At 72.8% G+C, this 25,196-nt stretch carries 28 protein-coding genes; 25 read left to right on the top strand and 3 right to left on the bottom strand.

The window, feature by feature from the left end; translation table 11 throughout:
* Positions 1-6: 6 nt before the first annotated feature.
* The 11 genes from infA to glmM all read left to right on the top strand — a co-directional run bounded on the left by infA (position 7) and on the right by glmM (position 8,647).
* Positions 7-228, top strand: a complete 222-nt coding sequence (gene infA, locus ABD345_RS12240; RefSeq protein ID WP_003956442.1) for a translation initiation factor IF-1 — start codon at positions 7-9, stop codon at positions 226-228.
* A gap of 35 nt (positions 229-263) precedes the next feature.
* A complete protein-coding gene (gene rpmJ, locus ABD345_RS12235; RefSeq protein ID WP_003956441.1) occupies positions 264-377 on the top strand; it encodes a 50S ribosomal protein L36 in 114 nt (37 codons plus the stop codon).
* 173 nt (positions 378-550) lie between these two features.
* Entirely contained in the window at positions 551-931 is a 381-nt protein-coding gene (rpsM, locus tag ABD345_RS12230) for a 30S ribosomal protein S13 (RefSeq protein ID WP_033213983.1), read from the top strand.
* A gap of 73 nt (positions 932-1,004) precedes the next feature.
* A complete protein-coding gene (gene rpsK, locus ABD345_RS12225; RefSeq protein WP_014136257.1) occupies positions 1,005-1,412 on the top strand; it encodes a 30S ribosomal protein S11 in 408 nt (135 codons plus the stop codon).
* A gap of 133 nt (positions 1,413-1,545) precedes the next feature.
* Positions 1,546-2,568 carry a DNA-directed RNA polymerase subunit alpha gene (locus ABD345_RS12220; protein WP_014136256.1) on the top strand — a complete coding sequence of 341 codons (1,023 nt, stop codon included), beginning with the start codon at positions 1,546-1,548 and terminating at the stop codon, positions 2,566-2,568.
* 127 nt (positions 2,569-2,695) lie between these two features.
* On the top strand, positions 2,696-3,196 hold the full coding sequence (gene rplQ, locus ABD345_RS12215) for a 50S ribosomal protein L17 (protein WP_033213976.1): 501 nt from the start codon (positions 2,696-2,698) through the stop codon (positions 3,194-3,196).
* Positions 3,197-3,317: 121 nt separating this feature from the next.
* The gene (gene truA, locus ABD345_RS12210) at positions 3,318-4,220 is read left to right on the top strand and encodes a tRNA pseudouridine(38-40) synthase TruA (protein ID WP_380276350.1); all 903 of its coding nucleotides are present in this window, start codon (positions 3,318-3,320) and stop codon (positions 4,218-4,220) included.
* A gap of 42 nt (positions 4,221-4,262) precedes the next feature.
* Positions 4,263-5,921 carry an ABC-F family ATP-binding cassette domain-containing protein gene (locus tag ABD345_RS12205; RefSeq protein ID WP_344552022.1) on the top strand — a complete coding sequence of 553 codons (1,659 nt, stop codon included), beginning with the start codon at positions 4,263-4,265 and terminating at the stop codon, positions 5,919-5,921.
* Positions 5,922-6,150: 229 nt separating this feature from the next.
* Positions 6,151-6,594, top strand: coding sequence for a 50S ribosomal protein L13 (rplM, locus tag ABD345_RS12200; RefSeq protein WP_014136251.1), 444 nt, complete (start codon positions 6,151-6,153; stop codon positions 6,592-6,594).
* Between the two features lie 47 nt (positions 6,595-6,641).
* Positions 6,642-7,148, top strand: a complete 507-nt coding sequence (rpsI, locus tag ABD345_RS12195; RefSeq protein ID WP_014136250.1) for a 30S ribosomal protein S9 — start codon at positions 6,642-6,644, stop codon at positions 7,146-7,148.
* A gap of 134 nt (positions 7,149-7,282) precedes the next feature.
* Complete coding sequence (gene glmM, locus ABD345_RS12190; RefSeq protein ID WP_344552021.1) at positions 7,283-8,647, top strand: phosphoglucosamine mutase; 1,365 nt, start codon at positions 7,283-7,285, stop codon at positions 8,645-8,647.
* A 41-nt stretch (positions 8,648-8,688) separates the two neighbouring features.
* Here glmM and coaA read toward each other — a convergent pair whose 3' ends face one another.
* Positions 8,689-9,681 carry a type I pantothenate kinase gene (coaA, locus tag ABD345_RS12185; protein WP_344552020.1) on the bottom strand — a complete coding sequence of 331 codons (993 nt, stop codon included), beginning with the start codon at positions 9,679-9,681 and terminating at the stop codon, positions 8,689-8,691.
* A gap of 99 nt (positions 9,682-9,780) precedes the next feature.
* Here coaA and glmS point away from each other — a divergent pair, with 99 nt between their 5' ends.
* From glmS to ABD345_RS12150, 7 genes are all read left to right on the top strand, one after another.
* The gene (glmS, locus tag ABD345_RS12180; RefSeq protein ID WP_344552063.1) at positions 9,781-11,637 is read left to right on the top strand and encodes a glutamine--fructose-6-phosphate transaminase (isomerizing); all 1,857 of its coding nucleotides are present in this window, start codon (positions 9,781-9,783) and stop codon (positions 11,635-11,637) included.
* 63 nt (positions 11,638-11,700) lie between these two features.
* Positions 11,701-12,069 carry a holo-ACP synthase gene (locus ABD345_RS12175; RefSeq protein WP_344552019.1) on the top strand — a complete coding sequence of 123 codons (369 nt, stop codon included), beginning with the start codon at positions 11,701-11,703 and terminating at the stop codon, positions 12,067-12,069.
* 250 nt (positions 12,070-12,319) lie between these two features.
* A complete protein-coding gene (locus ABD345_RS12170) occupies positions 12,320-13,756 on the top strand; it encodes an NAD(P)H-hydrate dehydratase (RefSeq protein WP_344552018.1) in 1,437 nt (478 codons plus the stop codon).
* A 290-nt stretch (positions 13,757-14,046) separates the two neighbouring features.
* Complete coding sequence (alr, locus tag ABD345_RS12165) at positions 14,047-15,231, top strand: alanine racemase (protein ID WP_344552017.1); 1,185 nt, start codon at positions 14,047-14,049, stop codon at positions 15,229-15,231.
* Positions 15,232-15,234: 3 nt separating this feature from the next.
* Positions 15,235-16,389: an alpha/beta fold hydrolase gene (locus ABD345_RS12160; protein WP_344552016.1), complete on the top strand. Its 1,155-nt coding sequence runs from the start codon at positions 15,235-15,237 to the stop codon at positions 16,387-16,389.
* Between the two features lie 62 nt (positions 16,390-16,451).
* Positions 16,452-16,964 (top strand): tRNA (adenosine(37)-N6)-threonylcarbamoyltransferase complex ATPase subunit type 1 TsaE, encoded by a 513-nt coding sequence (gene tsaE / locus ABD345_RS12155; protein ID WP_344552015.1) that lies wholly within the window; start codon positions 16,452-16,454, stop codon positions 16,962-16,964.
* 102 nt (positions 16,965-17,066) lie between these two features.
* The gene (locus ABD345_RS12150; protein WP_344552014.1) at positions 17,067-17,267 is read left to right on the top strand and encodes a hypothetical protein; all 201 of its coding nucleotides are present in this window, start codon (positions 17,067-17,069) and stop codon (positions 17,265-17,267) included.
* Between the two features lie 16 nt (positions 17,268-17,283).
* Here ABD345_RS12150 and ABD345_RS12145 read toward each other — a convergent pair whose 3' ends face one another.
* The gene (locus ABD345_RS12145; RefSeq protein WP_344552013.1) at positions 17,284-17,853 is read right to left on the bottom strand and encodes a L,D-transpeptidase; all 570 of its coding nucleotides are present in this window, start codon (positions 17,851-17,853) and stop codon (positions 17,284-17,286) included.
* Between the two features lie 167 nt (positions 17,854-18,020).
* Between ABD345_RS12145 and tsaB the strand changes: the two genes are divergently transcribed.
* The 5 genes from tsaB (at position 18,021) to ABD345_RS12120 (ending at position 21,495) form a co-directional block, all read left to right on the top strand.
* On the top strand, positions 18,021-18,668 hold the full coding sequence (gene tsaB / locus ABD345_RS12140; protein WP_344552012.1) for a tRNA (adenosine(37)-N6)-threonylcarbamoyltransferase complex dimerization subunit type 1 TsaB: 648 nt from the start codon (positions 18,021-18,023) through the stop codon (positions 18,666-18,668).
* A gap of 54 nt (positions 18,669-18,722) precedes the next feature.
* Entirely contained in the window at positions 18,723-19,202 is a 480-nt protein-coding gene (rimI, locus tag ABD345_RS12135) for a ribosomal protein S18-alanine N-acetyltransferase (protein ID WP_344552011.1), read from the top strand.
* Positions 19,195-20,283, top strand: coding sequence for a tRNA (adenosine(37)-N6)-threonylcarbamoyltransferase complex transferase subunit TsaD (gene tsaD / locus ABD345_RS12130; RefSeq protein ID WP_344552010.1), 1,089 nt, complete (start codon positions 19,195-19,197; stop codon positions 20,281-20,283). The genes rimI and tsaD overlap by 8 nt, the downstream gene beginning before the upstream one ends.
* Positions 20,280-20,540: a hypothetical protein gene (locus ABD345_RS12125; protein WP_344552009.1), complete on the top strand. Its 261-nt coding sequence runs from the start codon at positions 20,280-20,282 to the stop codon at positions 20,538-20,540. Before tsaD ends, ABD345_RS12125 begins: the two co-directional genes overlap by 4 nt.
* 67 nt (positions 20,541-20,607) lie before the next feature.
* Positions 20,608-21,495, top strand: a complete 888-nt coding sequence (locus ABD345_RS12120; RefSeq protein ID WP_344552008.1) for a polysaccharide deacetylase family protein — start codon at positions 20,608-20,610, stop codon at positions 21,493-21,495.
* Here the strand turns inward: ABD345_RS12120 and ABD345_RS12115 are convergent.
* The gene (locus ABD345_RS12115; protein ID WP_344552007.1) at positions 21,471-22,649 is read right to left on the bottom strand and encodes a class I SAM-dependent methyltransferase; all 1,179 of its coding nucleotides are present in this window, start codon (positions 22,647-22,649) and stop codon (positions 21,471-21,473) included. The genes ABD345_RS12120 and ABD345_RS12115 overlap by 25 nt on opposite strands.
* A gap of 366 nt (positions 22,650-23,015) precedes the next feature.
* Here ABD345_RS12115 and groES point away from each other — a divergent pair, with 366 nt between their 5' ends.
* Both groES and groL read left to right on the top strand, forming a co-directional pair.
* Complete coding sequence (gene groES / locus ABD345_RS12110) at positions 23,016-23,321, top strand: co-chaperone GroES (protein WP_014136232.1); 306 nt, start codon at positions 23,016-23,018, stop codon at positions 23,319-23,321.
* Between the two features lie 117 nt (positions 23,322-23,438).
* Positions 23,439-25,067, top strand: coding sequence for a chaperonin GroEL (groL, locus tag ABD345_RS12105; RefSeq protein ID WP_344552006.1), 1,629 nt, complete (start codon positions 23,439-23,441; stop codon positions 25,065-25,067).
* Positions 25,068-25,196 lie beyond the last annotated feature (129 nt).

The following is a 25,196-nucleotide window of genomic DNA, read 5'->3' as shown; positions in this document are numbered from 1 at the left end:
CAGTTCATGGCTAAGAAGCAAGGCGCCATTGAGATCGAGGGCACCGTGATCGAGTCTCTTCCGAACGCGATGTTCAAGGTCGAGCTGCAGAACGGTCACAAGGTCCTCGCGCACATCAGCGGCAAGATGCGCATGCACTACATCCGCATCCTCCCGGATGACCGGGTCGTGGTGGAGCTCAGCCCCTACGACCTGACCCGCGGCCGGATCGTCTACCGCTACAAGTAACAACCGCCAGATCTAGACCCCGGAGAACCTGAATCATGAAGGTCAAGCCGAGCGTCAAGAAGATCTGCGACAAGTGCAAGGTGATCCGCCGCCACGGCCGGGTCATGGTGATCTGCGACAACCTGCGCCACAAGCAGCGCCAGGGCTGATCCACCCCGCATTTCTCGTAGGACCTTCGCGCGACGCGCACCAACGTCATAAGCGGGCCGCCCGATCCGTCCGATGGACGGACTGCCACCCCCGGTCAGAGGCCGGGGCTCCCTGTCGAGAGACAGCGAGTAGGCGGCACGTCAGACCTCTGAGAGAACCACAGGAGCCTTGAATGGCACGCCTTTCCGGCGTTGATCTCCCCCGCGAGAAGCGGATCGAGATCGCCCTCACCTACGTCTACGGCATCGGCAAGACCCGCGCCCAGCAGGCGCTCGCCGAGACCGGCGTGAGCGGTGACATCCGCGTCCGCGACATCACCGAGGACGACCTCGTCAAGCTGCAGAAGTTCGTAGACGCGAACTTCGAGGTCGAGGGTGACCTCCGCCGCCAGGTCGCCGCCGACATCCGCCGCAAGGTCGAGATCGGCTGCTACGAGGGCCTGCGCCACCGCCGCGGCCTGCCCGTCCGCGGCCAGCGCACCCACACCAACGCGCGTACCCGCAAGGGCCCGCGTCGCGCGATCGCCGGCAAGAAGAAGCCGGGCAAGAAGTAGTCCGTCCCGTCAACCGGACATCCCTCCGGCCCGCGGGTTAGCGGACCGACCACCTCAGTAGGAGAACAGACTTATGCCCCCCAAGGGTCGTCAGGCTGCCGGCGCGAAGAAGATCCGCCGCAAGGAGAAGAAGAACGTCGCCCACGGGCACGCTCACATCAAGAGCACGTTCAACAACACCATCGTTTCGATCACCGACCCCTCGGGCAACGTGATCTCGTGGGCCTCCGCCGGCCACGTCGGTTTCAAGGGCTCGCGCAAGTCCACCCCGTTCGCCGCGCAGATGGCCGCCGAGGCCGCTGCCCGTCGCGCGCAGGAGCACGGCATGCGCAAGGTCGACGTCTTCGTCAAGGGTCCCGGCTCCGGCCGTGAGACCGCGATCCGCTCGCTCCAGGCCACCGGCCTGGAGGTCGGCTCGATCCAGGACGTCACCCCCACCCCGCACAACGGCTGCCGTCCGCCGAAGCGCCGCCGCGTCTGACGCGGAGCCTGGGTTCACCAGGCGCCCGGTGTTTTAAACCTCGTACGGGCTCCCGTTTGTCGCGGGAGCCCGTACGCTTGAGTTCTATCGGCATCAAATAGTGGGTGCCGAAGACAACTGGAGGATCCAGAACATGCTGATCGCTCAGCGTCCTTCGCTGACCGAAGAGGTCGTCGACGAGTTCCGCTCGCGGTTCGTGATCGAGCCGCTGGAGCCGGGCTTCGGCTACACCCTCGGCAACTCGCTCCGCCGCACGCTCCTCTCCTCGATCCCCGGTGCCGCCGTCACCAGCATCCGGGTCGACGGCGTCCTGCACGAGTTCACCACCGTGCCGGGCGTCAAGGAGGACGTCACCGACCTCATCCTGAACATCAAGCAGCTGGTCGTCTCCTCGGAGCACGACGAGCCGGTCGTGATGTACCTGCGCAAGCAGGGCCCGGGTGTGGTCACCGCCGCCGACATCGCGCCCCCGGCCGGTGTCGAGGTGCACAACCCCGAGCTGGTCCTCGCCACGCTGAACGGCAAGGGCAAGCTGGAGATGGAGCTGACCGTCGAGCGCGGTCGCGGCTACGTCTCCGCCGTGCAGAACAAGGCCTCGGGCCAGGAGATCGGCCGCATCCCGGTCGACTCTATCTACAGCCCGGTGCTCAAGGTCACCTACAAGGTCGAGGCGACCCGTGTCGAGCAGCGCACCGACTTCGACAAGCTGATCGTCGACGTCGAGACCAAGCCCGCCATGCGTCCGCGCGACGCGATGGCCTCGGCCGGCAAGACCCTGGTCGAGCTGTTCGGCCTGGCCCGCGAGCTCAACGTCGACGCCGAGGGCATCGACATGGGCCCGTCGCCGACGGACGCCGCCCTGGCCGCCGACCTGGCGCTGCCGATCGAGGAGCTGGAACTCACCGTCCGCTCCTACAACTGCCTCAAGCGCGAGGGCATCCACACCGTGGGTGAGCTCGTCGCCCGCTCGGAGGCCGACCTGCTCGACATCCGCAACTTCGGTGCGAAGTCGATCGACGAGGTCAAGGCGAAGCTGGCCGGCATGGGCCTGGCCCTCAAGGACAGCCCGCCCGGGTTCGACCCGACCGCCGCCGCCGACGCCTTCGGCGCCGACGACCTGGACGACCAGGGTTACGCGGAGACCGAGCAGTACTGAGTTTCGACACCGGGGGCGGTCCTTCGCCGGACCGCCTCCGGTGGCGTGAGAAGTCGTGCGGACGCGGTGTCCGCACGCCCGCTGCGGTACCTGGTACGGCCGCAGTCGGAGATTCAAGGAGCTGAACATGCCCCGTCCCACCAAGGGTGCCCGTCTCGGCGGCGGCCCGTCCCACGAGCCGCTGCTGCTGGCCGGCCTGGCCCGCGAGCTGTTCCAGTACGGCCGCATCACCACCACCGAGGCCAAGGCCCGTCGCCTGCGCCCGCTGGCGGAGAAGCTGATCACCAAGGCGAAGAAGGGCGACATCCACAACCGTCGCCTGGTGCGCAAGACCATCACCGACGTGTCGGTCCTGCACACCCTCTTCACCGAGATCGCCCCGCGGTTCGAGAACCGCCCCGGCGGTTACACCCGCATCACCAAGATCGGCGGCCGTCGCGGCGACAACGCGCCCATGGCCGTGATCGAGCTGGTCGAGGGCGAGATCGCCACCAAGGCGACCGTCGCCGAGGCCGAGGCCGCCACCAAGCGCTCCGTCAAGGAGGCCGAGACCAAGGCCGCCGAGACCAAGGCCGCCGAGGCCGAGGAGACCAAGGCCGACGAGGCCGCCGAGACCACCGAGGCCTGAGCTTCGCCGTAGGTCTTCGTCCGGGCCCGTTCTCCCGCTCGCCGGGGGAGCGGGCCCGTTCGCATCCCAGCAGTGAGACAGGGGAGTTGGAGTGGGGAACGACTGCGCGGAGCTGCCGCCGGTGAAGGACGGCCCGGCGGACGGGCACACCCGGGTCAGGCTGGACCTCGCCTACCACGGCGCGGAGTTCTCCGGCTGGGCCCGGCAGCGCGAACGGCGCACCGTGCAGGGCGAGTTGGAGGACGCGCTGCGGATCGTGCTGCGCAGCGCGGAGAACTTCCCGCTGACTGTGGCCGGCCGCACCGACGCCGGGGTGCACGCCCGCGGCCAGGTCGCGCACGTCGACCTGCCGGACGCGCTGTGGGACCGGCACGGGGAGAAGCTGCTGCGCCGGCTCGCCGGGCGGCTGCCCGCCGACGTCCGGGTGTACCGGGTCGCCGCGGCGCCGCACGGCTTCGACGCCCGGTTCGCGGCGGTCTGGCGCCGCTACGCGTACCGGGTCGCCGACCACCCCGGCGGGGTCGACCCGCTGCTGCGCGGGCACGTGCTCTGGCACGACCGGCCGCTCGACCTGGAGAAGATGAACGAGGCGGCGGCGCTGCTGGTCGGCGAGCACGACTTCGCGGCGTACTGCAAGAAGCGCGAGGGCGCCACCACCATCCGCACCCTGCTGGAACTGCACTGGGACCGGGTGCCGATCGACCCGTACGCGGCCCAGGAGGGCTCGCTCGCGGTGGCCACCGTGCGGGCGGACGCGTTCTGCCACAACATGGTGCGCGCGCTGGTCGGGGCGATGCTGCTGGTCGGCGACGGGCACCGGCCGGTGGAGTTCCCGGGCGAGGTGCTGGCCGGCGGGGTGCGCAACTCGGCGGTCAACGTGATCCGGCCGCACGGGCTGACCCTGGAGGAGGTCGGCTACCCGGCCGACGAGCTGCTCGCGGAGCGCAACCGGATCTCCCGGCGGCTGCGGACGCTGCCGGGCGCCGACGGGGGCGTGACCGGCGGGGGAGCGGCGGGCGGGTAATCCGTTTTGTCGCGGGGTGGGGGCTTGGCACAATTCCTTCGCATGGGACACGTCGAGATTTCGCACCTGGAGTACTACCTGCCGGACGGGCGGGTGCTGTTCGACGACGCGTCCTTCCGGGTCGGCGAGGGCGCCGCGGTCGCGCTGGTCGGCGCGAACGGCGCCGGCAAGACCACGCTGCTGCGGATGATCGCGGGGGACACCCAGCCGCACGGTGGCTCGGTGACGGTCACCGGCGGGCTGGGCGTGATGCGGCAGTTCGTCGGCACCACCGGCCGGGAGAGCACCGAGGACGCCCCGGGCGCGCTGCCCGCCGACGCCTCGGTGCGCGACCTGCTGGTCTCCGTCGCCCCCAAGCGGATCGCCGACGCGGCCCGCCGGGTGGACGCCGCCGAGCTGGCGATGATCGCCCAGGACGACGAGAAGTCGCAGATGGCCTACGCCCAGGCGCTGTCCGACTGGTCGGACGCCGGCGGCTACGAGTACGAGGCGGACTGGGACGTCTGCACCACGGCCGCCCTCGGGATGCCCTTCGACCGGGCGCAGTGGCGCGGCCTGAACACGCTCTCCGGCGGCGAGCAGAAGCGGCTGGTGCTGGAGGCGCTGCTGCGCGGCCCGGACGAGGTGCTGCTGCTCGACGAGCCGGACAACTACCTGGACGTGCCGGGCAAGCGCTGGCTGGAGGAGGCGATCCGGGCCACCAACAAGACCGTGCTGTACATCTCGCACGACCGCGAGCTGCTCTCCCGCACCGCCGAGAAGATCATCGCGGTGGAGTCCGGCGCGACCGGCTCCAGCGTCTGGGTGCACGGCGGCGGCTTCGACACCTTCCACGAGGCCCGCAAGGCCCGGTTCGAGCGCTTCGAGGAGCTGCGCCGCCGCTGGGACGAGGAACACGCCAAGCTGAAGAAGCTGGTGGTCACGCTCCGGCAGGCGGCCGCGGTCAGCCACGAGATGGCCTCCCGGTACGCCGCGGCGCAGACCAGGCTGAAGAAGTTCGAGGAGGCCGGCCCGCCCGAGGCGCCGCCGCGCGAGCAGTCGATCACCATGCGGCTCAAGGGCGGCCGCACCGGCGTGCGGGCCTTCACCATGCAGGGCCTGGAGCTGTCCGGCCTGATGAAGCCCTTCGACCTGGAGGTCTTCTACGGCGAGCGGGTCGCGGTGCTGGGCTCCAACGGCTCCGGCAAGTCGCACTTCCTGCGGCTGCTGGCCGGTGACGACACGGTGAAGCACGGCGGCACGTGGAAGCTCGGCGCCCGGGTGGTCCCCGGCCACTTCCGGCAGACCCACGCCCATCCGGAGCTGCTCGGCCGCACGGTCCGCTCGATCGTCGAGGAGGAGCACGCGCTCTCCCGCGGCGCGGCGATGTCCGCGCTGCGCCGCTACGAGCTGGACCGGCAGGAGGAGCAGAAGTTCGAGTCGCTGTCCGGCGGGCAGCAGGCCCGGCTGATGATCCTCAAGCTGGAGCTGTCCGGCTCGACCGCGCTGCTGCTGGACGAGCCCACCGACAACCTGGACCTGGAGAGCGCCGAGGCGCTGCAGCAGGGCCTGGAGGCGTTCGACGGCACCGTGCTGTGCGTCACCCACGACCGCTGGTTCGCCCGGAGCTTCGACCGCTTCCTGGTGTTCGGCTCGGACGGCCGGGTCTACGAGGCCCCGGAGCCGGTCTGGGACGAGACCCGGGTGGTCCGGGACCGCTGAATCGAAGTCCGTCACGCCGGGCCGGTTTGGATTCCACCCCACCGGCCCGGTAAGGTTGGCCGCTGTTGTGCGTATTGGCTCGCTCTATCTCACGTGAGAGGTCGGTACGCCGGAGACGACAGGCCGAACTCCAGCGGCTGCCCGAATTGCGTCCGGGCGGATCGGCTGGAGGCCCCGGGCCTTGGTGCTCCTGTCAGGACCCACTCACTGAAAAGCGAAGGCTACGACCGTGCGTACGTACAGCCCCAAGCCCGGCGACGTCCAGCGTCAGTGGCACGTCATCGACGCGACCGACGTCGTGCTCGGCCGCCTGGCCTCCCAGGCCGCCAACCTCCTGCGGGGCAAGCACAAGGCGATCTACGCGCCGCACGTTGACACTGGTGACTTCGTCATCATCATCAACGCCGACAAGGTGCACCTCTCGGGCAACAAGAAGACCCAGAAGCTGGCCTACCGCCACAGCGGCTTCCCGGGCGGTCTCCGCTCGGTCCGCTACGACGACCTGCTCGCGAACAACCCGGAGAAGGCCGTCGAGAAGGCCATCAAGGGCATGGTTCCGAAGAACAGCCTGGGCCGTCAGATGCTCTCGAAGCTGAAGGTCTACTCGGGCGACCAGCACCCGCACGCTGCGCAGCAGCCGGTGCCGTTCGAGATCACCCAGGTCGCGCAGTAATTCCGGCCACCCACACCCCAACTGACGTAGAAGAGCTGAGGAACACCGTGGCCGAGACTGCCATCGAGAGCACCCTCGAGGTCGAGTTCGACGACGAGAACGTCGACGAGTACACCACCGAGACCGAGTACACCACCGAGTCGCTGGCCGGCCGCTTCGGCGAGGCCGTCCCCGGCGCCGGCCTCGGCCGCCGCAAGGAGGCGATCGCCCGCGTGCGCATCGTCCCCGGCACCGGCCAGTGGAAGATCAACGGTCGCACCCTGGAGAACTACTTCCCCAACAAGGTGCACCAGCAGACCGTGAACGAGCCCTTCAAGCTCCTTGAGCTGGACGGCCGTTACGACGTCATCGCCCGCATCGCCGGCGGCGGCGTCTCCGGCCAGGCGTACGCGCTGCGCCTCGGTGTCGCCCGTGCGCTGAACGAGGCGGACGTGGACAACAACCGCGCCGCGCTCAAGAAGGCCGGCTTCCTGACCCGTGACTCGCGCGCCGTCGAGCGCAAGAAGGCCGGTCTCAAGAAGGCCCGCAAGGCGCCGCAGTACAGCAAGCGCTAATCGCACCCTTCATGCGATCCTCGCCCCGGAGCACTCTGTGCTCCGGGGCGTTGTGCCTCCCGGACCGTGCGGGGTCCGCGGGGACGGCAGCACCCGAGCCCACCACCGGCGCGACAGGACGGACGAACGCGAACATGGCACGACTCTTCGGTACGGACGGGGTGCGCGGGGTGGCCAACGAGGGCCTGACCGCGGAGCTGGCGCTTGGCCTGTCGGTGGCCGCCGCCCATGTGCTCGGCGACGCCAACGCGTTCGAGGGGCACCGGCCGGTGGCCGTGGTCGGCCGAGACCCCCGGGCGTCCGGAGAGTTCCTGGAGGCCGCCGTGATCGCCGGCCTGGCCAGCGCCGGGGTGGACGTGCTGCGGGTCGGCGTGCTGCCCACCCCCGCGGTGGCGTACCTGACCGGCGCGCTCGGCGCGGACTTCGGCGTGATGCTGTCCGCCAGCCACAACGCGATGCCCGACAACGGCATCAAGTTCCTCGCCCGCGGCGGCCACAAGCTGGACGACGCGCTGGAGGACGCCATCGAGGCGCACTACCGCCGCTACGGCGCCGGCGACGAGAGCTGGAAGCGCCCCACCGGCGCGGCGGTCGGCCGGGTCCGCCAGTACAACGAGGGCTTCGACCGGTACGTGGCGCACCTGGTCGCGGTGCTGCCGAACCGGCTCGACGGGGTGCGGGTGGTCATCGACGGCGCGCACGGCGCGGCCGCCCGGGTCGCCCCGGAGGCGTTCGCCCGGGCCGGCGCCGAGGTGGTGTACACCCTGGGCACCGAGCCGACCGGCCTGAACATCAACGACGGCGTCGGCTCCACCCACCTGGAGCGGCTGCGCGCCGCGATGAAGGAGCACCGGGCCGACCTCGGCGTCGCCCTGGACGGCGACGCCGACCGCTGCCTGGCCGCCGACGCGGAGGGCAACGAGGTCGACGGCGACCAGATCATCGCGATCCTGGCGGTCGGCATGAAGGAGGCCGGCACGCTGCGCCGCAACACCGCCGTCGCCACCGTGATGTCGAACCTGGGCTTCACCCTGGCGATGGAGCGCGAGGGCATCGACCTGGTGCGCACCGCGGTCGGCGACCGGTACGTGCTGGAGGAGATGAAGCAGCACGGCTACGCGCTGGGCGGCGAGCAGTCCGGCCACGTGATCCTGCTGGACCACGCCACCACCGGCGACGGCACCCTGACCGGCCTGATGCTGGGCGCCCGGCTGGCCGCCACCAAGCAGCCGCTGGCGGACCTGGCCGCGGTGATGACCCGGCTCCCGCAGGTGATGATCAACGTCAAGGGCGTGGACAAGGACCGGGTGGAGTCCTGCGTCGAGCTGCAGGCCGCGCTCGCCGCGGCGGAGGCCGAGCTCGGCACCACCGGCCGGGTGCTGCTACGCAAGTCCGGCACCGAGCCGCTGGTGCGGGTGATGGTCGAGGCGGTCGGCCACGAGCAGGCGCAGGACGTCTGCCAGCGGCTCGCCGACGCGGTGCGGCTGCACCTGGGCTGAGGCCGGGCCGGGGGAGGGGCCGCCCCTCCCCCGGCGCGGGCTCAGAGCTTGCGCAGCAGCGCCCGGCGGACCTTGTGGTCCTGGCCCTTCTGCAGGACCAGGGTGGCCCGGCCGCGGGTGGGCAGCACGTTCTCCAGCAGGTTGGGCCGGTTGATGGTCCGCCAGACCTGGCGGCCGTAGTCCATCGCCTCCTCCTCGGGCACCTCGGTGAAGCGCCGGAAGTAGGAGTTCGGGTCCTGGAAGGCGGTCTGCCGCAGCTTGCGGAACCGGTCCAGGTACCAGGCCTCGATGTCGTCGGTGCGGGCGTCGACGTAGATCGAGAAGTCGAAGTAGTCGGCGACCGCCATCCGGGTCCGCCCGTCGGTGCCCGGCAGGGCCGGCTGCAGCACGTTCAGGCCCTCGACGATCAGGATGTCGGGGCGCTCCACCACCAGCTGCTCGTCCGGCACGATGTCGTACACCAGGTGCGAGTACACCGGCGCGGTGACCCGCTCCTTGCCGGCCTTCACGTCCGCGACGAAGCGCATCAGCGCCCGGCGGTCGTACGACTCGGGGAAGCCCTTGCGGGCCATCAGGCCGCGCCGGCGCAGTTCCGCGTTGGGGAGCAGGAAGCCGTCGGTGGTGACCAGCTCGACCCGGGGGTGTTCGGGCCAGCGGGCCAGCAGCGCCTGCAGCAGCCGGGCCGTGGTGGACTTGCCGACCGCGACCGAGCCGGCCACGCCGATGATGAACGGGGTGCGGACCCGCTCGGTGTCCGGCGTGTCGAGGAAGCTCCCGATCGCGCCGCGCAGCTCGTGGGTGGCGTGCACGTACAGGTTCAGCAGGCGCGACAGCGGCAGGTAGACGTCCCGGACCTCGTCGAGGTCCAGGGCCGTGCCGAGCCCGCGCAGGCGCTCGACCTCCTCGGCGGTCAGCGGCAGCGGGGTGCGCTCGCGCAGCGCGCTCCACTCGGCGCGGTCCAGATCCACGTACGGGGAGGGGGTGGGCGCGGGGGGCGCACCCTTCGTACAGAGTTCGGTCAGCACGGTGTCCATTGTGGGCCGTCCGCAGGGTGCCGGGTGTTGTGGTGTCGGTCACCCGGTGTGGTCATCCGACCCCCCGGGGGTCGAACGTCCGCACATATGCTGGCGCACATGTGCGGAATTGTTGGATATACGGGGCCACAATCGGCCCTCGACGTAGTGATCGCGGGACTGCGGAGGCTGGAGTACCGGGGTTACGACTCGGCCGGCGTCGCGGTCCAGACGGAGGGCGCCGCCGGGCAGTGGCTCCTCTCCACCGACAAGCGGGCCGGAAAGCTCGTCAACCTTGAGAAGTCGCTGGCCGAAACCCCTCTCCCGGCCGGCACCACGGGCATCGGACACACCCGGTGGGCCACCCACGGCGGCCCCACCGACGCCAACGCCCACCCCCACCTGGACGACCACCGCAAGGTCGCGGTGGTCCACAACGGCATCATCGAGAACTTCGCGCGGCTGCGCGCCGACCTCGCCGACCGGGGCCACACCCTCCGCTCCGAGACCGACACCGAGGTCGTCGCCCACCTGCTCGCCGAGACCTACGACGGCGACCTGGCCGAGGCCATGCGCGCCGTCTGCCGCCAGCTCGACGGCGCCTTCACCCTGGTCGCGGTGCACGCCGACGCCCCCGGCACGGTGGTCGGCGCCCGCCGCAACTCGCCGCTGGTGGTCGGCGTCGGCGACGGCGAGAACTTCCTCGCCTCGGACGTCGCCGCGTTCATCGCGCACACCCGCGAGGCCATCGAGCTCGGCCAGGACCAGGTGGTCGAGCTGCGCCCCGAGGGCGTCACGGTCACGAACTTCGACGGCACCCCCGCCGAGGTCCGCGAGTACCACGTCGACTGGGACGCCTCCGCCGCCGAGAAGGGCGGCTACGACTACTTCATGCTCAAGGAGATCGCCGAGCAGCCGAAGGCCGTCGCCGACACCCTCCTTGGCCGGATCGGCACCGACGGCCGGCTCACCCTCGACGAGCTGCGGATCCCCGACCAGGTGCTGCGCGAGGTCGACAAGGTGGTGATCGTCGCCTGCGGCACCGCGTTCCACGCCGGCATGATCGCCAAGTACGCGATCGAGCACTGGACCCGCGTCCCCTGCGAGGTCGAGGTCGCCAGCGAGTTCCGCTACCGCGACCCGATCATGGACGACCGCACCCTGGTGATCGCCATCTCGCAGTCCGGCGAGACCATGGACACCCTGATGGCGCTGCGGCACGCCCGCGAGCAGGGCGCCAAGGTGCTGGCGATCTGCAACACCAACGGCTCGACCATCCCGCGCGAGTCCGACGCCGTCCTCTACACCCACGCCGGCCCCGAGGTCGCGGTCGCCTCCACCAAGGCGTTCCTCACCCAGCTGGTCGCCTGCTACCTGGTCGCCCTCTACCTGGGCCAGGTGCGCGGCACCAAGTGGGGCGACGAGATCTCCTCCGTCATCCGCGAACTCGGCGACGCCCCCCGGCAGGTCGAGCAGGTCCTCGGCACCATGGAGCCCGTCCGCGAGCTCGCCCGCTCGCTGGCCGACGCCCGCTCGGTGCTCTTCCTCGGTCGGCACGTCGGCTACCCCGTGGCCCTGGAGGGCGCGCTCAAGCTCAAGGAGCTCGCCTACATGCACGCCGAGGGCTTCGCCGCCGGCGAGCTCAAGCACGGCCCGATCGCCCTGATCGAGGAGGGCCTGCCGGTGGTCGTGGTGGTGCCCTCGCCGCGCGGCCGCTCGATCCTGCACGACAAGATCGTCTCCAACATCCAGGAGATCCGGGCCCGCGGCGCCAGGACCATCGTGATCGCCGAGGAGGGCGACGAGGCCGTCGTCCCCTACGCCGACCACCTGATCCGCATCCCGGTCACCCCGACCCTGCTCCAGCCCCTGGTCTCCAGCGTCCCGCTCCAGGTCTTCGCCTGCGAGCTGGCCACCGCCAAGGGCCACGAGGTCGACCAGCCGCGCAACCTGGCCAAGTCCGTCACGGTCGAGTAGCCCGCGTATCGTCCATCCCCGGGGCGGTCGGCCCGTCCCGGGGACGGACGAGGGAGTACGCAGGTGATCATCGGGGTCGGCATCGACGTGGCGGACATCGGACGGTTCGAACAGTCCCTGGAACGCACCCCCGGGCTCGCCGAACGCCTCTTCACCCCCGCCGAACTCACCCTCCCCTCCGGCCAGCGCCGCGGCACCGCCTCGCTGGCCGCCCGGTTCGCCGCGAAGGAGGCCGTCGCCAAGGCCCTCGGCGCCCCGCCCGGCCTGCGCTGGGAGGACGCCGAAGTCCGGGTCGAGGAGTCCGGCCGCCCCCTGCTCCACATCACCGGCACCGTCGAGGCCCGCGCCGCCGCGCTCGGCGTCACCTCCTGGCACGTCTCGCTCAGCCACGACGCGGGCGTCGCCTCGGCGGTGGTCATCGCCGAAGGCTGAGACTCTTCGGCAGATGAAGGGGAACGATCCAGGGGCCCGGGGAACTGTCGGCAGACGGGCATGCACCACCAGGGGCCCGGGGAACGGCGGGTCGATGCTGCTGACGGCCGGAGCCCATCGAAGTGTCCGTGCTGCTGCGTGTCTTCAAGAGAACCCGAAGCAGATGCGCGCAACGGCAGTGAACCTCGCGCAGACTGGGCCTCGCCGTTCCCCGAGCCCCTGGCGGCGCTCGAAGACGAGGAGAATCCGCATGCGCCACGCCCACACCGTCGAGCAGGTCCGGGCCGCCGAGGCCGCGCTGATGGCGCGGTTGCCGGAGGGGACGCTGATGCAGCGGGCCGCCGCCGGGCTGGCCGCGGTCTGTGCCGGGCTGCTGCCCCGGGTGTACGGGAGCCGGGTGCTGGTGCTGGCCGGGTCGGGGGACAACGGGGGCGACGCCCTCTTCGCGGCCGCCCGGCTGGCCCGGCGCGGGGCCCGCGCCGAGGCGCTGCTGCTGGACCCGGCGAAGGCGCACGCCGGGGGCCTGGCCGCGCTGCTCGCCGCCGGCGGGCGGGTCACCGCGGACCCGGACGCCTTCGGCCGGGCCGACCTGGTGCTGGACGGCATCGTCGGCATCGGCGGCCGCGGCCCGCTGCGCCCGGCCGCCGCCCCGTTCGCCACCGCGCCGCGCCGCGGCCGCGTGGTCGCCGTGGACGTCCCGTCCGGGGTGGACCCGGACACCGGCGAGGTCGCCGGGCCCGCGCTGCGCGCCGACGTCACGGTCTGCTTCGGCACCCACAAGCCCGGCCTGCTGATCGACCCCGGCGCCGGGTACGCGGGCGTCGTCCACCTGGTCGGCCTCGGGCTCGACCTGCCGCCCGCCCCCGTCGAGGCGCTCCAGCGGGCCGAGTTGGCCGCGCTGCTGCCCGTCCCCGGCGCGGAGAGCGACAAGTACCGGCGCGGGGTGGTCGGCGTCGCCGCCGGGTCCGCCCGCTACCCGGGCGCGGCCGTGCTGGCCGTCGCCGGGGCGCTGTACGGCGGCGCCGGGGCGGTGCGCTACGCCGGGCACGCCGCCGCGGAGGTGGTCCGCCGCCACCCCGAGACGCTGGTCACCGAGGACGGCCCGGCCCGGGCCGGACGCGTCCAGGCGTGGGTGGTCGGCCCCGGCGGCGGCGCCGACGCCGAACGCACGCTGCGCGAGGCGCTGGACACCGGCGTGCCCGTCCTGGCCGACGCCGACGCGCTCACCGAACTCGCCCGCCTCGGCCCGGCCGCGCTGGCCGGGCGGGACGCGCCCGTCTTGCTCACCCCGCACGCCGGGGAGGCGGCCCGGCTGCTCGCGGGCGTCGGCGAGGAGGCCGACGCCGAGGAGGTCGCCGCCCGGCGGCTGTGGGCGGCCCGGTTGCTCGCCGCGAGGTACCGGGCGACGGTGCTGCTCAAGGGCTCCACGACGGTCGTCGCCGACCCGGACGGCCGGGCCCGGGTCAACTCCACCGGCACCGGCTGGCTCGGCACCGCGGGCAGCGGCGACGTCCTCTCCGGCCTGGCCGGCTCCTTGCTCGCCACCGGCCTCACCCCGCTGGACGCCGCCTCCGCCGCGGCCCACCTGCACGGCCTGGCCGGCCGCCACGCGGCGGGCGACGGCGCCCCGATCACGGCCCTGGACCTGGCGGGAGCGCTCCACCCGGCGTGGGCCTCGCTCGCGTGAGCCCCGGCAGGGGCTCGGCGGTGCGCGTGTTCAGGGGCTCGGGGAACGGCGAGGCCGTGGCTGCGGGCGGTTCACTGCCGTTGGGTGCCGCCGCTTCGGGTTCTGTTACTGCACGCAGCAGCACGGACACTCCGATGGGCTCCGGCCGTCAGCAGCATCGACTCGCCGTTCCCCGAGCCCCTGATTTCGCCTCCCGCCGTTCTTGCCCGAGCCCCTGTTTTCGCGCCCCGCCGTTCCTCGCGCCCCCTGAATACCGACCCTCCGGCCGCGGTCTGGGAGACTGATACGCGATGACGACTGCGAACACCACCGGGACGCCCGCGCTGGCCCAGGGAGCGCGGGCCGAGGCGACCATCGACCTGGCCGCGCTGCGCGACAACCTGGCCGCGTTGCGGGCCCGCACCGACGGGCCTGAGCTGATGGCGGTGGTCAAGGCGGACGCCTACGGCCACGGCGCGCTCAGGTGCGCCCGGGAGGCCGTCGCGGCCGGGGTCGGCTGGCTGGGGACGGCGACGCCGGAGGAGGCGCTCGCGCTGCGGGCCGCCGGGATCGGGCCGGAGCAGGTCCGGATCCTGTGCTGGCTGTGGACGCCGGGCGGGCCGTGGGCGCGGGCGCTGCGGGAGTCGGTGGACATCTCGGTGAGCGGCCAGTGGGCGCTGGACGAGCTGCTCGCCGCCGTCCGGGAGACCGGGATCCCGGCCCGGGTGCACCTGAAGGCCGACACCGGGCTGGGCCGCAACGGCTGCCAGCCGCACGACTGGCCGGACCTGGTGGAGAACGCCGTCAAGGCGCAGGCGGACGGCCTGCTGCGGGTGGTCGGCGTCTGGTCGCACTTCGCGGCGGCCGACGAGCCGGGCCACCCGTCGATCCAGGCCCAGCTGGACTCGTTCGCGCAGGCCCTGGCGTTCGCCGAGCGGGCCGGCGTCGACCCCGAGGTGCGGCACCTGGCGAACTCCCCGGCGACGCTGCTGCTGCCGCAGTCGCACTACGACCTGGTCCGGCCCGGCCTGGCGATGTACGGCCTGTCGCCCGTCCCGGAGGTCGGCGCGCCCGCCGACTTCGGGCTGCGCCCGGTGATGTCGCTGGCGGCCCGGCTGGCGCTGGTCAAGCAGGTCCCCGGCGGTCACGGCATCTCGTACGGGCACCACTACACGACCTCCGGCCGGACCACGCTCGGCCTGGTGCCGCTCGGTTACGCGGACGGCGTGCCGCGGCACGCCAGCAACACCGGCCCGGTGCAGATCGGGTCGAGCTGGTACCGGGTGGCCGGGCGGGTCGCGATGGACCAGTTCGTCGTCGACCTCGGCGGGGACACCCCGGAGATCGGCGAGGAGGTGCTGCTGTTCGGTTCCGGCGAGCGGGGCGAGCCCACCGCCGAGGACTGGGCGCGGGCCTGCGGCACCATCGCGTACGAGATCATCACCCGGATCGGGGGGCGGGTCCCGCGGCGCTACGTCGGCGGGCTGCGGGGGTGACGGATGGCTGAGGAGTCCTCCTCCGGCGGGGTGTCCCGGGCCGGGCTGATCGGCATCTCGCTGGGCGTGCTGGCGGCCGGGGCGGCCGCCGGGGTGGCGATCGAGCGGCTGACGGTCGGGAGAGCGATGCGCAGGCGGGCCCGCGAGGAACTGGACGCGGCGGCCGCCTTCGGCTCGCTGCGCGGCACCGCGACGACCGTGCCCGCCGCCGACGGCACCGAGCTGTACGTCGAGGTCGACGAGGCGCCGCCCGGCGCCGGGCCGACCGTGGTGTTCTGCCACGGCTACTGCCTCAACCAGGACGGCTGGCACTTCCAGCGGGCCGCGCTGCGCGGCGCGCTGCGCACCGTGTTCTGGGACCAGCGCAGCCACGGCCGCTCCGAGCGCTCCCGCTCGTACCTGGCCGGCGAGGCCGCCTCGATCGACGGGCTCGGCGCCGACCTGAAGGCGGTGCTGGACGCGGTCGTCCCCGAGGGGCCGATCGTGCTGGTCGGGCACTCGATGGGCGGGATGACGGTGATGGCGCTCGCCGACCGGCACCCCGAGCTGTTCGGGCCCGGCGGCCGGGTGGCGGGCGTCGCGCTGGTCGGCACCCTGGCGGGCGACTGGGACGCGGTGCCGCTGGGCCTGCCCGCGGTCGGCGCCAAGGTGGTCAAGCGGGTCGCGCCCGGGGTGATAAGGGCGCTGGGCCGCCAGGTCCAGCTGGTGGAGGCGACCCGGCGCTGGGGCTCCGACCTGGCCGCGGTGTTCTACCGGCGGTTCTCGTTCGGCGGCAAGGACGTCGACCCGGCGGTCGTCCGGTTCGCCGAGCAGCTGCTGGACGCCACCCCGATCGACGTGGTCGCCGAGTTCTACCCGACGTTCTCCGCGCACGACAAGCGCGCCGCGCTGGCCGCCCTGGAGGGCCTGCCGGTCCTCGTGCTGGCCGGCACCAAGGACCTGCTGACCCCGCCCGAGTACTCCGAGGCGATCGCCGCCGCGCTGCCCGGCGCCCGGCTGGTGCTGGTCGAGGGCGCCGGGCACCTGGTGATGCTGGAGCGCCCCGGCACCGTCGACCGGGAGCTGGCCGGGCTGCTGGAGCGCGCCGCCGAACGGGCCGGGACGGGCCCGCTGCCGGACGCGCTGCGGGAGCGGGCGCAGCAGCCCGCCGAGGACTGAGCGGAGCGCTTCGCCCGGTGTGGCACCTTATGGAGTGGCCGCAACGATCGAAGAAGGACGCCATGGGTTCGCAGACCACTCTGACCGTCGAAACCGCGGAGCGGATGACCGGCCTCGGCCGGCGCCTGGCCGCCCTGCTGCGCCCCGGCGACCTGGTGCTGCTCTCGGGGGAGCTGGGCGCGGGCAAGACCACGCTGACCCGCGGCCTGGGCGAGGGCCTGGGGGTGCGCGGCGCGGTCACCTCGCCGACCTTCGTGATCGCCCGGGTGCACCCCTCGCTGACCGGCGGCCCGGCGCTGGTGCACGTGGACGCGTACCGGCTGGGCGGCGGGCTGGACGAGATGGAGGACCTCGACCTGGACGTGTCGCTGCCCGAGTCGGTGGTGGTGGTCGAGTGGGGCGAGGGCAAGGTCGAGGAGCTGTCCGAGGACCGGCTGGAGATCCGGATCGAGCGGACCCTCGGCGGCGAGGCGGTGGACGCGCTGGACGAGGAGTCGGACGGGCGGCGGGTCACCCTCACCGGGCTGGGCGGTCGCTGGGACGGCGCGGAACTCACCGGATTGGGTGAGAACTGAGTCGGGTTTCCGACAGCGCGTCGGGAAACGGTTGCGGCGCACCGCGCGGGCGTGATGGGATGGCGTCAGCAGGTTAGGTATGCCTAACTAGGGAGGCGCCCGATGCCGAGCACACCCCCCACCGAGAACACCGGGAACACCGAGAACACCGGGAACACCGGGGCCCGTCCGGGGCCGACGCCCGCCGCCGCCGAGCCCGACCCGCCGCGCACCGCCGCCGGGCCGGTGCCGATGCGCGTCCTGCTGGCCGCCGGCCGGGCCGCAGAGGCGGTCTCCACCCCGCCGGAGCGCCGCGCCGCGTAGCGCCGCGGGCCGCCGGTCAGGCGACCACGACCACCCGGGTGCCGTTCGGCGCGAAGTCCCACAGCGCCTGGCCGTCCGCCCGGGTGGCCCGGATGCCGCCGGTCTTCTTCTTCGGGTCCTGCGACGGGGCCGGGGCCTTCTCGTCCACCAGCGCGCTGAAGCCGAACACCGTGCCCGACTGCTGGGCGAACCGCACCACGTGCTCGATCTGCCGCCCGTCGGTGCCGGTGCCCGCCGCGGTCCGGCTGGCGACGCTGTAGGTGCCCGCCGCGGGCAGGGTGTTGCCCGGCACCACCTTGAACGAGGCCAGCACCGGGTTCGGCTTCTTCGGGTCGACCAGCCACACCTGCTGGTCCTTCAGCGAGTACACCACCCGCACCCCCGTGCCGGAATCGGCGGGCAGCGGCGGCGGGGTCGGCCGGCCGCTCTCCGGGGCGGAGGCCGAGGGGGCGGCGCTCGACGCGGACGGCACGGCCGCGACCGCGCGCGAGGCCGCGCCGTTCGCCTGGAAGGCCAGCAGCCCGATCACCGCCAGGGCGCCCAGGGTCAGCCCGCCGACCACCACACCAGGACCCAGCTTCGCCACGTCAGCTCCTCAACGCTCCGCGCCGCACCGTATCGACATCGGCGAAGCCCATCGTGCCAGGTGCGGACCGCCGTTCCGGCCTCCTGGCGATCGTGTGTTCCCGGCCGGGGCGGTGCCGGCGCGGGCGCGGTGCGGGCCCCGGGGGCGGACCCTCTAACCTTGGACCCGTGCTCCTCCTCGCCTTCGACACCGCCACCCCCGCCGTCACCGCCGCCGTCCACGACGGCGGGAAGGTGCTCGCCGAGTCCTACGAGGTCGACGCCCGGCGGCACGGCGAACTGCTGCTGCCCACCGTCGCGGCCGTGCTGCGCACCGCCGGCGTGGACAAGCGCGAGCTGACCGCCGTCGCCGTCGGGGTCGGCCCCGGCCCGTACACCGGCCTGCGGGTCGGCCTGGTCACCGCCGCCGCCCTCGGCGACGCGCTCGGCCTGCCCGTGCACGGCGTCTGCACCCTGGACGCGATCGCCCACCAGGCCCGCACCGAGGGCCTGGAGGGGGCGTTCACCGTCGCGACCGACGCGCGCCGCAAGGAGGTCTACTGGGCCTCCTACGACGCCGACGGCGCCCGGGTGAGCGGCCCCGCGGTGGACCGCCCGGCCGAGATCGAGCCCGGCGGGCGGACGGTCGGCGCGGGCGCCCTGCTGTACGCGCTGCCCGCGGCGAGCGGCCCCGAGCACGTCTCGGCGGGCGCGCTGGCCGACTTCGCGGTCCGCGAGCTGGCGGCCGGCCGGGAGCTGCTGCCGAACGCCCCGCTGTACCTGCGGCGGCCGGACGCGCAGGTGCCCGCGGGCTACAAGGCGGTGCTCCCGGCATGACGCCCCCCTGGGCCGGAACGGTCGGCCGGCGTGGCTAGGTACGCGCTGCGTCCCATGCGGTGGTGGGACATCGAGCCCGTCATGGTGCTGGAGCACCGGCTGTTCCCCGAGGACGCGTGGTCGCGCGGGATGTACTGGTCGGAGCTGGCCGAGGCGCACCCCGGCGGGAGCCGGCACTACGTGGTGGCCGTGGACGGGGCCGGGGCGGTCGTCGGGTACGCCGGGCTGATGGCGGTCGGGTCGGACGGTGACGTGCAGACGATCGCGGTGGACTCCGGCCACCAGGGGGCGGGCCTCGGCGGGATGCTGCTGGCGGAGCTGACCGCGGAGTCGGTCCGGCGCGGCTGCGCCGAGCTGCTGCTGGAGGTGCGGGTGGACAACCTGCGCGCGCAGCGGCTGTACGAGCGGTTCGGGTTCGAGCCGGTCGGGATCCGGCGGGGCTACTACCAGCCCGCCAACGTGGACGCACTGGTGATGCGTCTGGACCACCTGGCAAGTGACGCAAGCGATCTGAAGGATCATCACAATGGCTGACGAACCCCTCGTCCTCGGCATCGAGACCTCCTGCGACGAGACCGGCGTCGGCATCGTCCGCGGCACCACGCTGCTGGCCGACGCGGTCGCCTCCAGCGTCAACGACCACGCCCGGTACGGCGGCGTCGTGCCGGAGATCGCCAGCCGGGCGCACCTGGAGGCGATGGTCCCGACCATCCGGCGGGCGCTGGACACCGCCGGGATCAAGGCGAGCGACCTGGACGGCATCGCGGTCACCGCGGGCCCCGGCCTGGCGGGCGCGCTGCTGGTGGGCGTGAGCGCCGCCAAGGCGTACGCGTGGGCGCTGGACAAGCCGCTGTACGGGGTGAACCACCTGGCCTCGCACATCTGCGTGGACCAGCTGGAGCACGGCCGGCTGCCGGAGCCGACGATGGCGCTGCTGGTCTCCGGCGGGCACTCCTCGCTGCTGCTCAGCAGCGACATCACCTCCGACGTGCGGCCGCTGGGCGCGACCATCGACGACGCGGCGGGCGAGGCGTTCGACAAGGTGGCGCGGGTGCTCGGGCTGGGCTTCCCGGGCGGACCGGTGGTGGACCGGATGGCGAAGGACGGCGACGGGAAGGCGATCGCCTTCCCGCGCGGCCTGAACAACGCCGGGGACCCGGCGTACGACTTCTCGTTCTCCGGCCTGAAGACCGCCGTGGCGCGCTGGGTGGAGGCCAAGCGGCGGGCCGGGGAGGAGGTGCCGGTGGCGGACGTCGCGGCGTCCTTCCAGGAGGCGGTCACCGACGTGCTGACCCGCAAGGCGGTGCGGGCGTGCAAGGACAACGGCGTCGACCACCTGATGATCGGCGGCGGCGTGGCGGCCAACTCGCGGCTGCGCGAGATGGCGCAGCAGCGCTGCGACCGGGCGGGCATCGTGCTGCGGGTGCCGCGGCCGGGCCTGTGCACCGACAACGGCGCGATGGTGGCGGCGCTCGGCTCGGAGATGGTCTGGCGCGACCGCGCCCCGTCCTCCTTCGACCTGTCGGCGGACTCCTCGCTGCCGGTCACCGAGACCCACGTCCCGGGCACCGGGCACGAGCACTTCCACGCGCACGCGCACGAGGCGCTGAAGTGACCCTGGCGGCGATGTGGGAGGCCCGGGCCGCCGACGGCCTGGGCGCCGAACTGCACGCCTGGGCACGGGAGTCCGCGCTGCCAGCGGTGCGCGGCGCGGCCGGCCTGGAGCGGGTGGAGCTGTTCACCGCGCCGGGCGAGCGGGTGCTGCTGATCGCGCTGTGGACGGGCGAGCCGGTGCCGGTGCCGGAGCCGCCCGCGCACCTGCTGGCCCGGCCGGTGCACCGCTGGACCTTCACCCGCACGGACGCGGGGTAGCAACCGAGTAGTCCGATCCGATCGTCCTATTATCGACACGCGTGTCGAGGACGAGCGGGGGACATCGGTGAAGCAGCGGGTGCGGGTCGGGTACGGGGCGGGCGCCCTGGCGGTGCTGCTGGCGGCCGGCGGGTGCAGCAGCGGCCCGGAGCCCGCCCGTTCCCCGGCCGTCCCGGCCAAGCCGGTCGCCGCCACCTCCCCGGCCGCCTCCGCTCCCGGCTCGCCCTCGGCGGCCGCCCGGGGCGCGGCGCCCGAGGCCGCCTGGGCGAAGTGGGGGCTCAAGCCGATGCCCGAGGCGCCCGCCCCGCCCGCCGACCGGCCGATCAAGCTCACCAGGTCCGGCCAGGTGCCGGTGTTCAGCGAAGTCCCGACCTCCGACAAGGTCGTGTTCATCACCATCGACGACGGGGCCGAGAAGGACCCGGAGTTCGTCGAGATGCTCACCGAGCTGAAGGTGCCGGTCACGATGTTCCTGACCAAGGACATCGTCAAGAACGACTACGCCTACTTCAAGCCGCTGCAGGCGCTCGGCAACAGCATCCAGAACCACACCGTCGACCACCCGGTGATGAGCAAGCTCCCGGCCGCCCAGCAGAAGTCACAGGTCTGCGACGACCAGGCGGCCCTCACCGAGCAGTACGGCACCGCCCCGTACCTGTTCCGCCCGCCCTACGGCGACGGCGCCAACACCGCCGCCCTGAACGCCGCCGTCCAGGAGTGCGGGCCGCGCGCCGTCGTGCTGTGGCGGGAGTCCATGCAGATCCACGACATGCAGTACCAGGCCGCCGACAAGAAGCTGCGCAACGGCGACATCATCCTCGCCCACTTCCGCGGCCCGTCCGAGCTCAAGGGCGAGACCATGACCCGGATGTTCGGCGAACTGCTCTCCCGGATCCAGGAGCAGGGCTTCGCGGTCGCCCGCCTCGACGACTACATCGCCCGGCCCACCGGCTGACCCAGCATCATCACCGGGCCGGCCGCGGTGCGGGCCACGAGCACCGTCACCGCGTTCGGCCCGGCCGGCTTCAGCTGCCGCCGCAGCTCCTCCGGGACGATCGACGTCCCGCGCTTCTTGATCACCACGGTGCCGATCCGGCGCTCCTTCACCAGCGCCTTCAGCCGCTTCACCTGGAACGGCAGCACGTCGGTCAGCTCGTACGCCTGCGCGTACGGCGTCGGCCGCAGCTCGTCCGAGGTGACGTAGGCGATCATCGGGTCGATCAGCCGCCCGTCCACCGCCGCCACCACCTCGGCGACCATCCGGCCGCGGATCACCGCGCCGTCCGGCTCGTACAGGTAGCGGCCCACCGGGCCCACCGGCGGGGCGGGGAGCGCGCCGCCGGACAGCGAGTGCGGGCCGGGCAGCAGCGTCGCCCGGTACGGCTCGGCGGCGGCCGTGCCGAACCACAGCACCGCCTCCTTCACCTCGCCCCGGTCCGACACCCACTCCGCCTCGGCGCCCTCCGGCACCAGCTCGTGCGGGATGCCCGGCGCCACCTTCAGCGCACCGAACGGGGCGCCGCGGGCCGCCTCCACCGCCCAGGACAGCGGCGGCGAGTACGCCTGGGGGTCGAACACCCGGCCGTGCGAGGTGCGCCGCGCCGGATCGGTGAACACCGCGTCGAAGCCCGCCGTGTCGACGTCCGCGACGTCCGCCCGGCGGACCTCCACCAGATCGGCCACGCCCAGCGCCGCCGCGTTCGCCCGGGCCACCTCGCAGGTGAGCCCGTCCCGGTCGACCGCCAGCACCGCGATCCCGGCCCGGGCCAGCGCGACGGCGTCCCCGCCGATCCCGCAGCACAGGTCGGCCAGCCGCCGCACCCCCAGCGCCGCGAACCGGCCCGCCCGCCACTCGGCCACCGAACGCCGGGTCGCCTGCTCCACCCCGTGCTGGGTGAAGTACATCGCGTCCGCGTCCGCCCCGAACTTCGCCCGGGCCCGCTGCCGCAGCCGGGCCTGCTCGAACGCCGCCCGCACCAGCTCCGCCGGGTACTCCCGCCGCAGCCTGGTCGCCAGCGCCAGCTCCCCGGCCGCCGTGAACCCCCGCAACTCGGCCAGCAGCGCCTGCCCCTGTTCGGTCAGCAGCGCCCGGAACGACTCGATCTCCACCGGGCCATTGTCGCGGCTCGGCTCGGGGCCGCAGCGCACCGAGCACCGAGGCCGCCGGCACCGGCCCGGCCGGCGCCCGTCCCACGGGCTGCCGTTTCTTCGCCATGTGCCCACCCTGGCAAGGGAATTCGTGCGCGACTTGAGTATCCGTACTCGGGGCCGCCCGGTGTCGAACGGAAACTCGAACCCGACGCCATTGGCACTCTGGTTGACTGAGTGCTAACCGCGTCCTAAGGTCGTTCCTGGCACTCCCCCCAGGGAGAGTGCTAACGCGATGAAGCGTGTCCGACCCCCGCGACGGCGGCCGCGCAGACTTCGCCACCTACCTGTTAGACAACCCCGTAATCTCCGAAGGGGAGCTCGGACGTGACCACCAGCAGCAAGGTTGCCATCAAGCCGCTCGAGGACCGCATCGTGGTCCAGCCGCTCGACGCCGAGACCACCACCGCCTCCGGCCTGGTGATCCCGGACACCGCCAAGGAGAAGCCCCAGGAGGGCGTCGTCCTGGCCGTCGGCCCGGGCCGCTTCGAGGACGGCCAGCGTCTGCCGCTCGACGTCGCCGTCGGTGACATCGTCCTGTACTCGAAGTACGGCGGCACCGAGGTGAAGTACCAGGGCGAGGAGTACCTCGTCCTCTCGGCCCGCGACGTCCTCGCGATCATCGAGAAGTAAAGACGTCCGCGCAGTAAGACGTCCCAGCCCCGCCCCGGAACCGTGTCAGCACTGACAGGGGCCCGGGGCGCGGTTGTTGCTCCACGTACGCAGACCTACCCCTGAGGAAACGGGACCATGGCGAAGACCCTGCAGTTCGACGAGGACGCCCGCCGCTCGCTGGAGCGCGGTGTCAACAAGCTGGCCGACACCGTCAAGGTGACCATCGGCCCCAAGGGCCGCAACGTCGTCATCGACAAGAAGTTCGGCGCCCCCACCATCACCAACGACGGTGTGACCATCGCCCGCGAGGTCGAGCTCGACGACCCGTACGAGAACCTCGGCGCGCAGCTGGTCAAGGAGGTCGCCACCAAGACCAACGACGTCGCGGGCGACGGCACCACCACCGCCACCGTGCTGGCCCAGGCCCTGGTCAACGAGGGTCTGCGCAACGTCGCCGCGGGCGCCGGCCCGGCCGCCCTGAAGAAGGGCATCGACAAGGCCGTCGCCGCCGTCTCCGAGCACCTGCTCTCGGTGGCCCGCGAGATCGAGGGCAAGGACGACATCGCCGCCGTCGCCTCCCTCTCCGCCCAGGACACCCAGGTCGGCGAGCTGATCGCCGAGGCGATCGACAAGGTCGGCAAGGACGGTGTGATCACCGTCGAGGAGTCCAACACCTTCGGCGTCGAGCTCGAGTTCACCGAGGGCATGCAGTTCGACAAGGGCTACCTGTCGCCGTACTTCGTCACCGACGCGGAGCGCCAGGAAGCCGTCCTGGAGGACCCGTACGTCCTGATCAACCAGGGCAAGATCTCCTCCATCCAGGAGCTCCTGCCGCTGCTGGAGAAGGTCCTGCAGGCCGGCGGCTCCCGCCCGCTGCTGATCATCGCCGAGGACGTCGACGGCGAGGCCCTCTCCACCCTGGTGGTCAACAAGATCCGCGGCACCTTCAACGCGGTCGCGGTCAAGGCCCCCGGCTTCGGCGACCGCCGCAAGGCCATCCTCGGCGACATCGCCACCCTCACCGGCGGCCAGGTCGTCTCCGAGGAGGTCGGCCTCAAGCTCGACCAGGTCGGCCTGGACGTGCTCGGCACCGCCCGCCGCATCACCGTCACCAAGGACGAGACCATCGTCGTCGACGGTGCCGGCGACTCCGCCGAGGTCGCGGGCCGGGTGGCCCAGATCAAGGCCGAGATCGCCAACACCGACTCCGACTGGGACCGCGAGAAGCTCCAGGAGCGCCTCGCCAAGCTGGCCGGCGGCGTCTGCGTGATCAAGGTCGGCGCGGCCACCGAGGTCGAGCTCAAGGAGCGCAAGCACCGCCTGGAGGACGCCATCTCGGCGACCCGCGCCGCGGTCGAGGAGGGCATCGTCGCCGGCGGCGGCGCCTCGCTCGTGCACGCCGCGAAGGTCCTGGAGGACGGCCTCGGCCTGTCCGGCGACGAGGCCACCGGTGTCGCCGTGGTCCGCAAGGCGCTCGCCGAGCCGCTGCGCTGGATCGCCCAGAACGCCGGCCTGGAGGGCTACGTCATCACCTCCAAGGTCTCCGAGCTGGAGCCCGGCCAGGGCTACAACGCCGCCACCGGCGAGTACGGCGACCTGGTCAAGGCCGGCGTCATCGACCCGGTCAAGGTCACCCGCTCCGCCCTGGAGAACGCCGCCTCCATCGCCTCCCTGCTGCTCACCACCGAGACCCTCGTGGTGGAGAAGAAGGAAGAGGAGGAGGCCGCGGGCCACTCGCACGGCGGCCACGGCCACAGCCACTGAAACGGCTGGCCGACAGGCACTGAGGGGCGCGAGGAACCGCGCGACCGACCACGCACTCCCGTAGTGCGGGGCTCGGGCCGCGGGGCCTCGCGCCCTTTCGCGTTCCGCCGTTTTCCGCCTCCCCTAGAG

The organism is Kitasatospora saccharophila (genome assembly GCF_039529925.1).
Classification (GTDB): Bacteria; Actinomycetota; Actinomycetes; order Streptomycetales; family Streptomycetaceae; genus Kitasatospora; species Kitasatospora saccharophila.
This window is presented reverse-complemented; position numbering and strand designations above follow the sequence as displayed.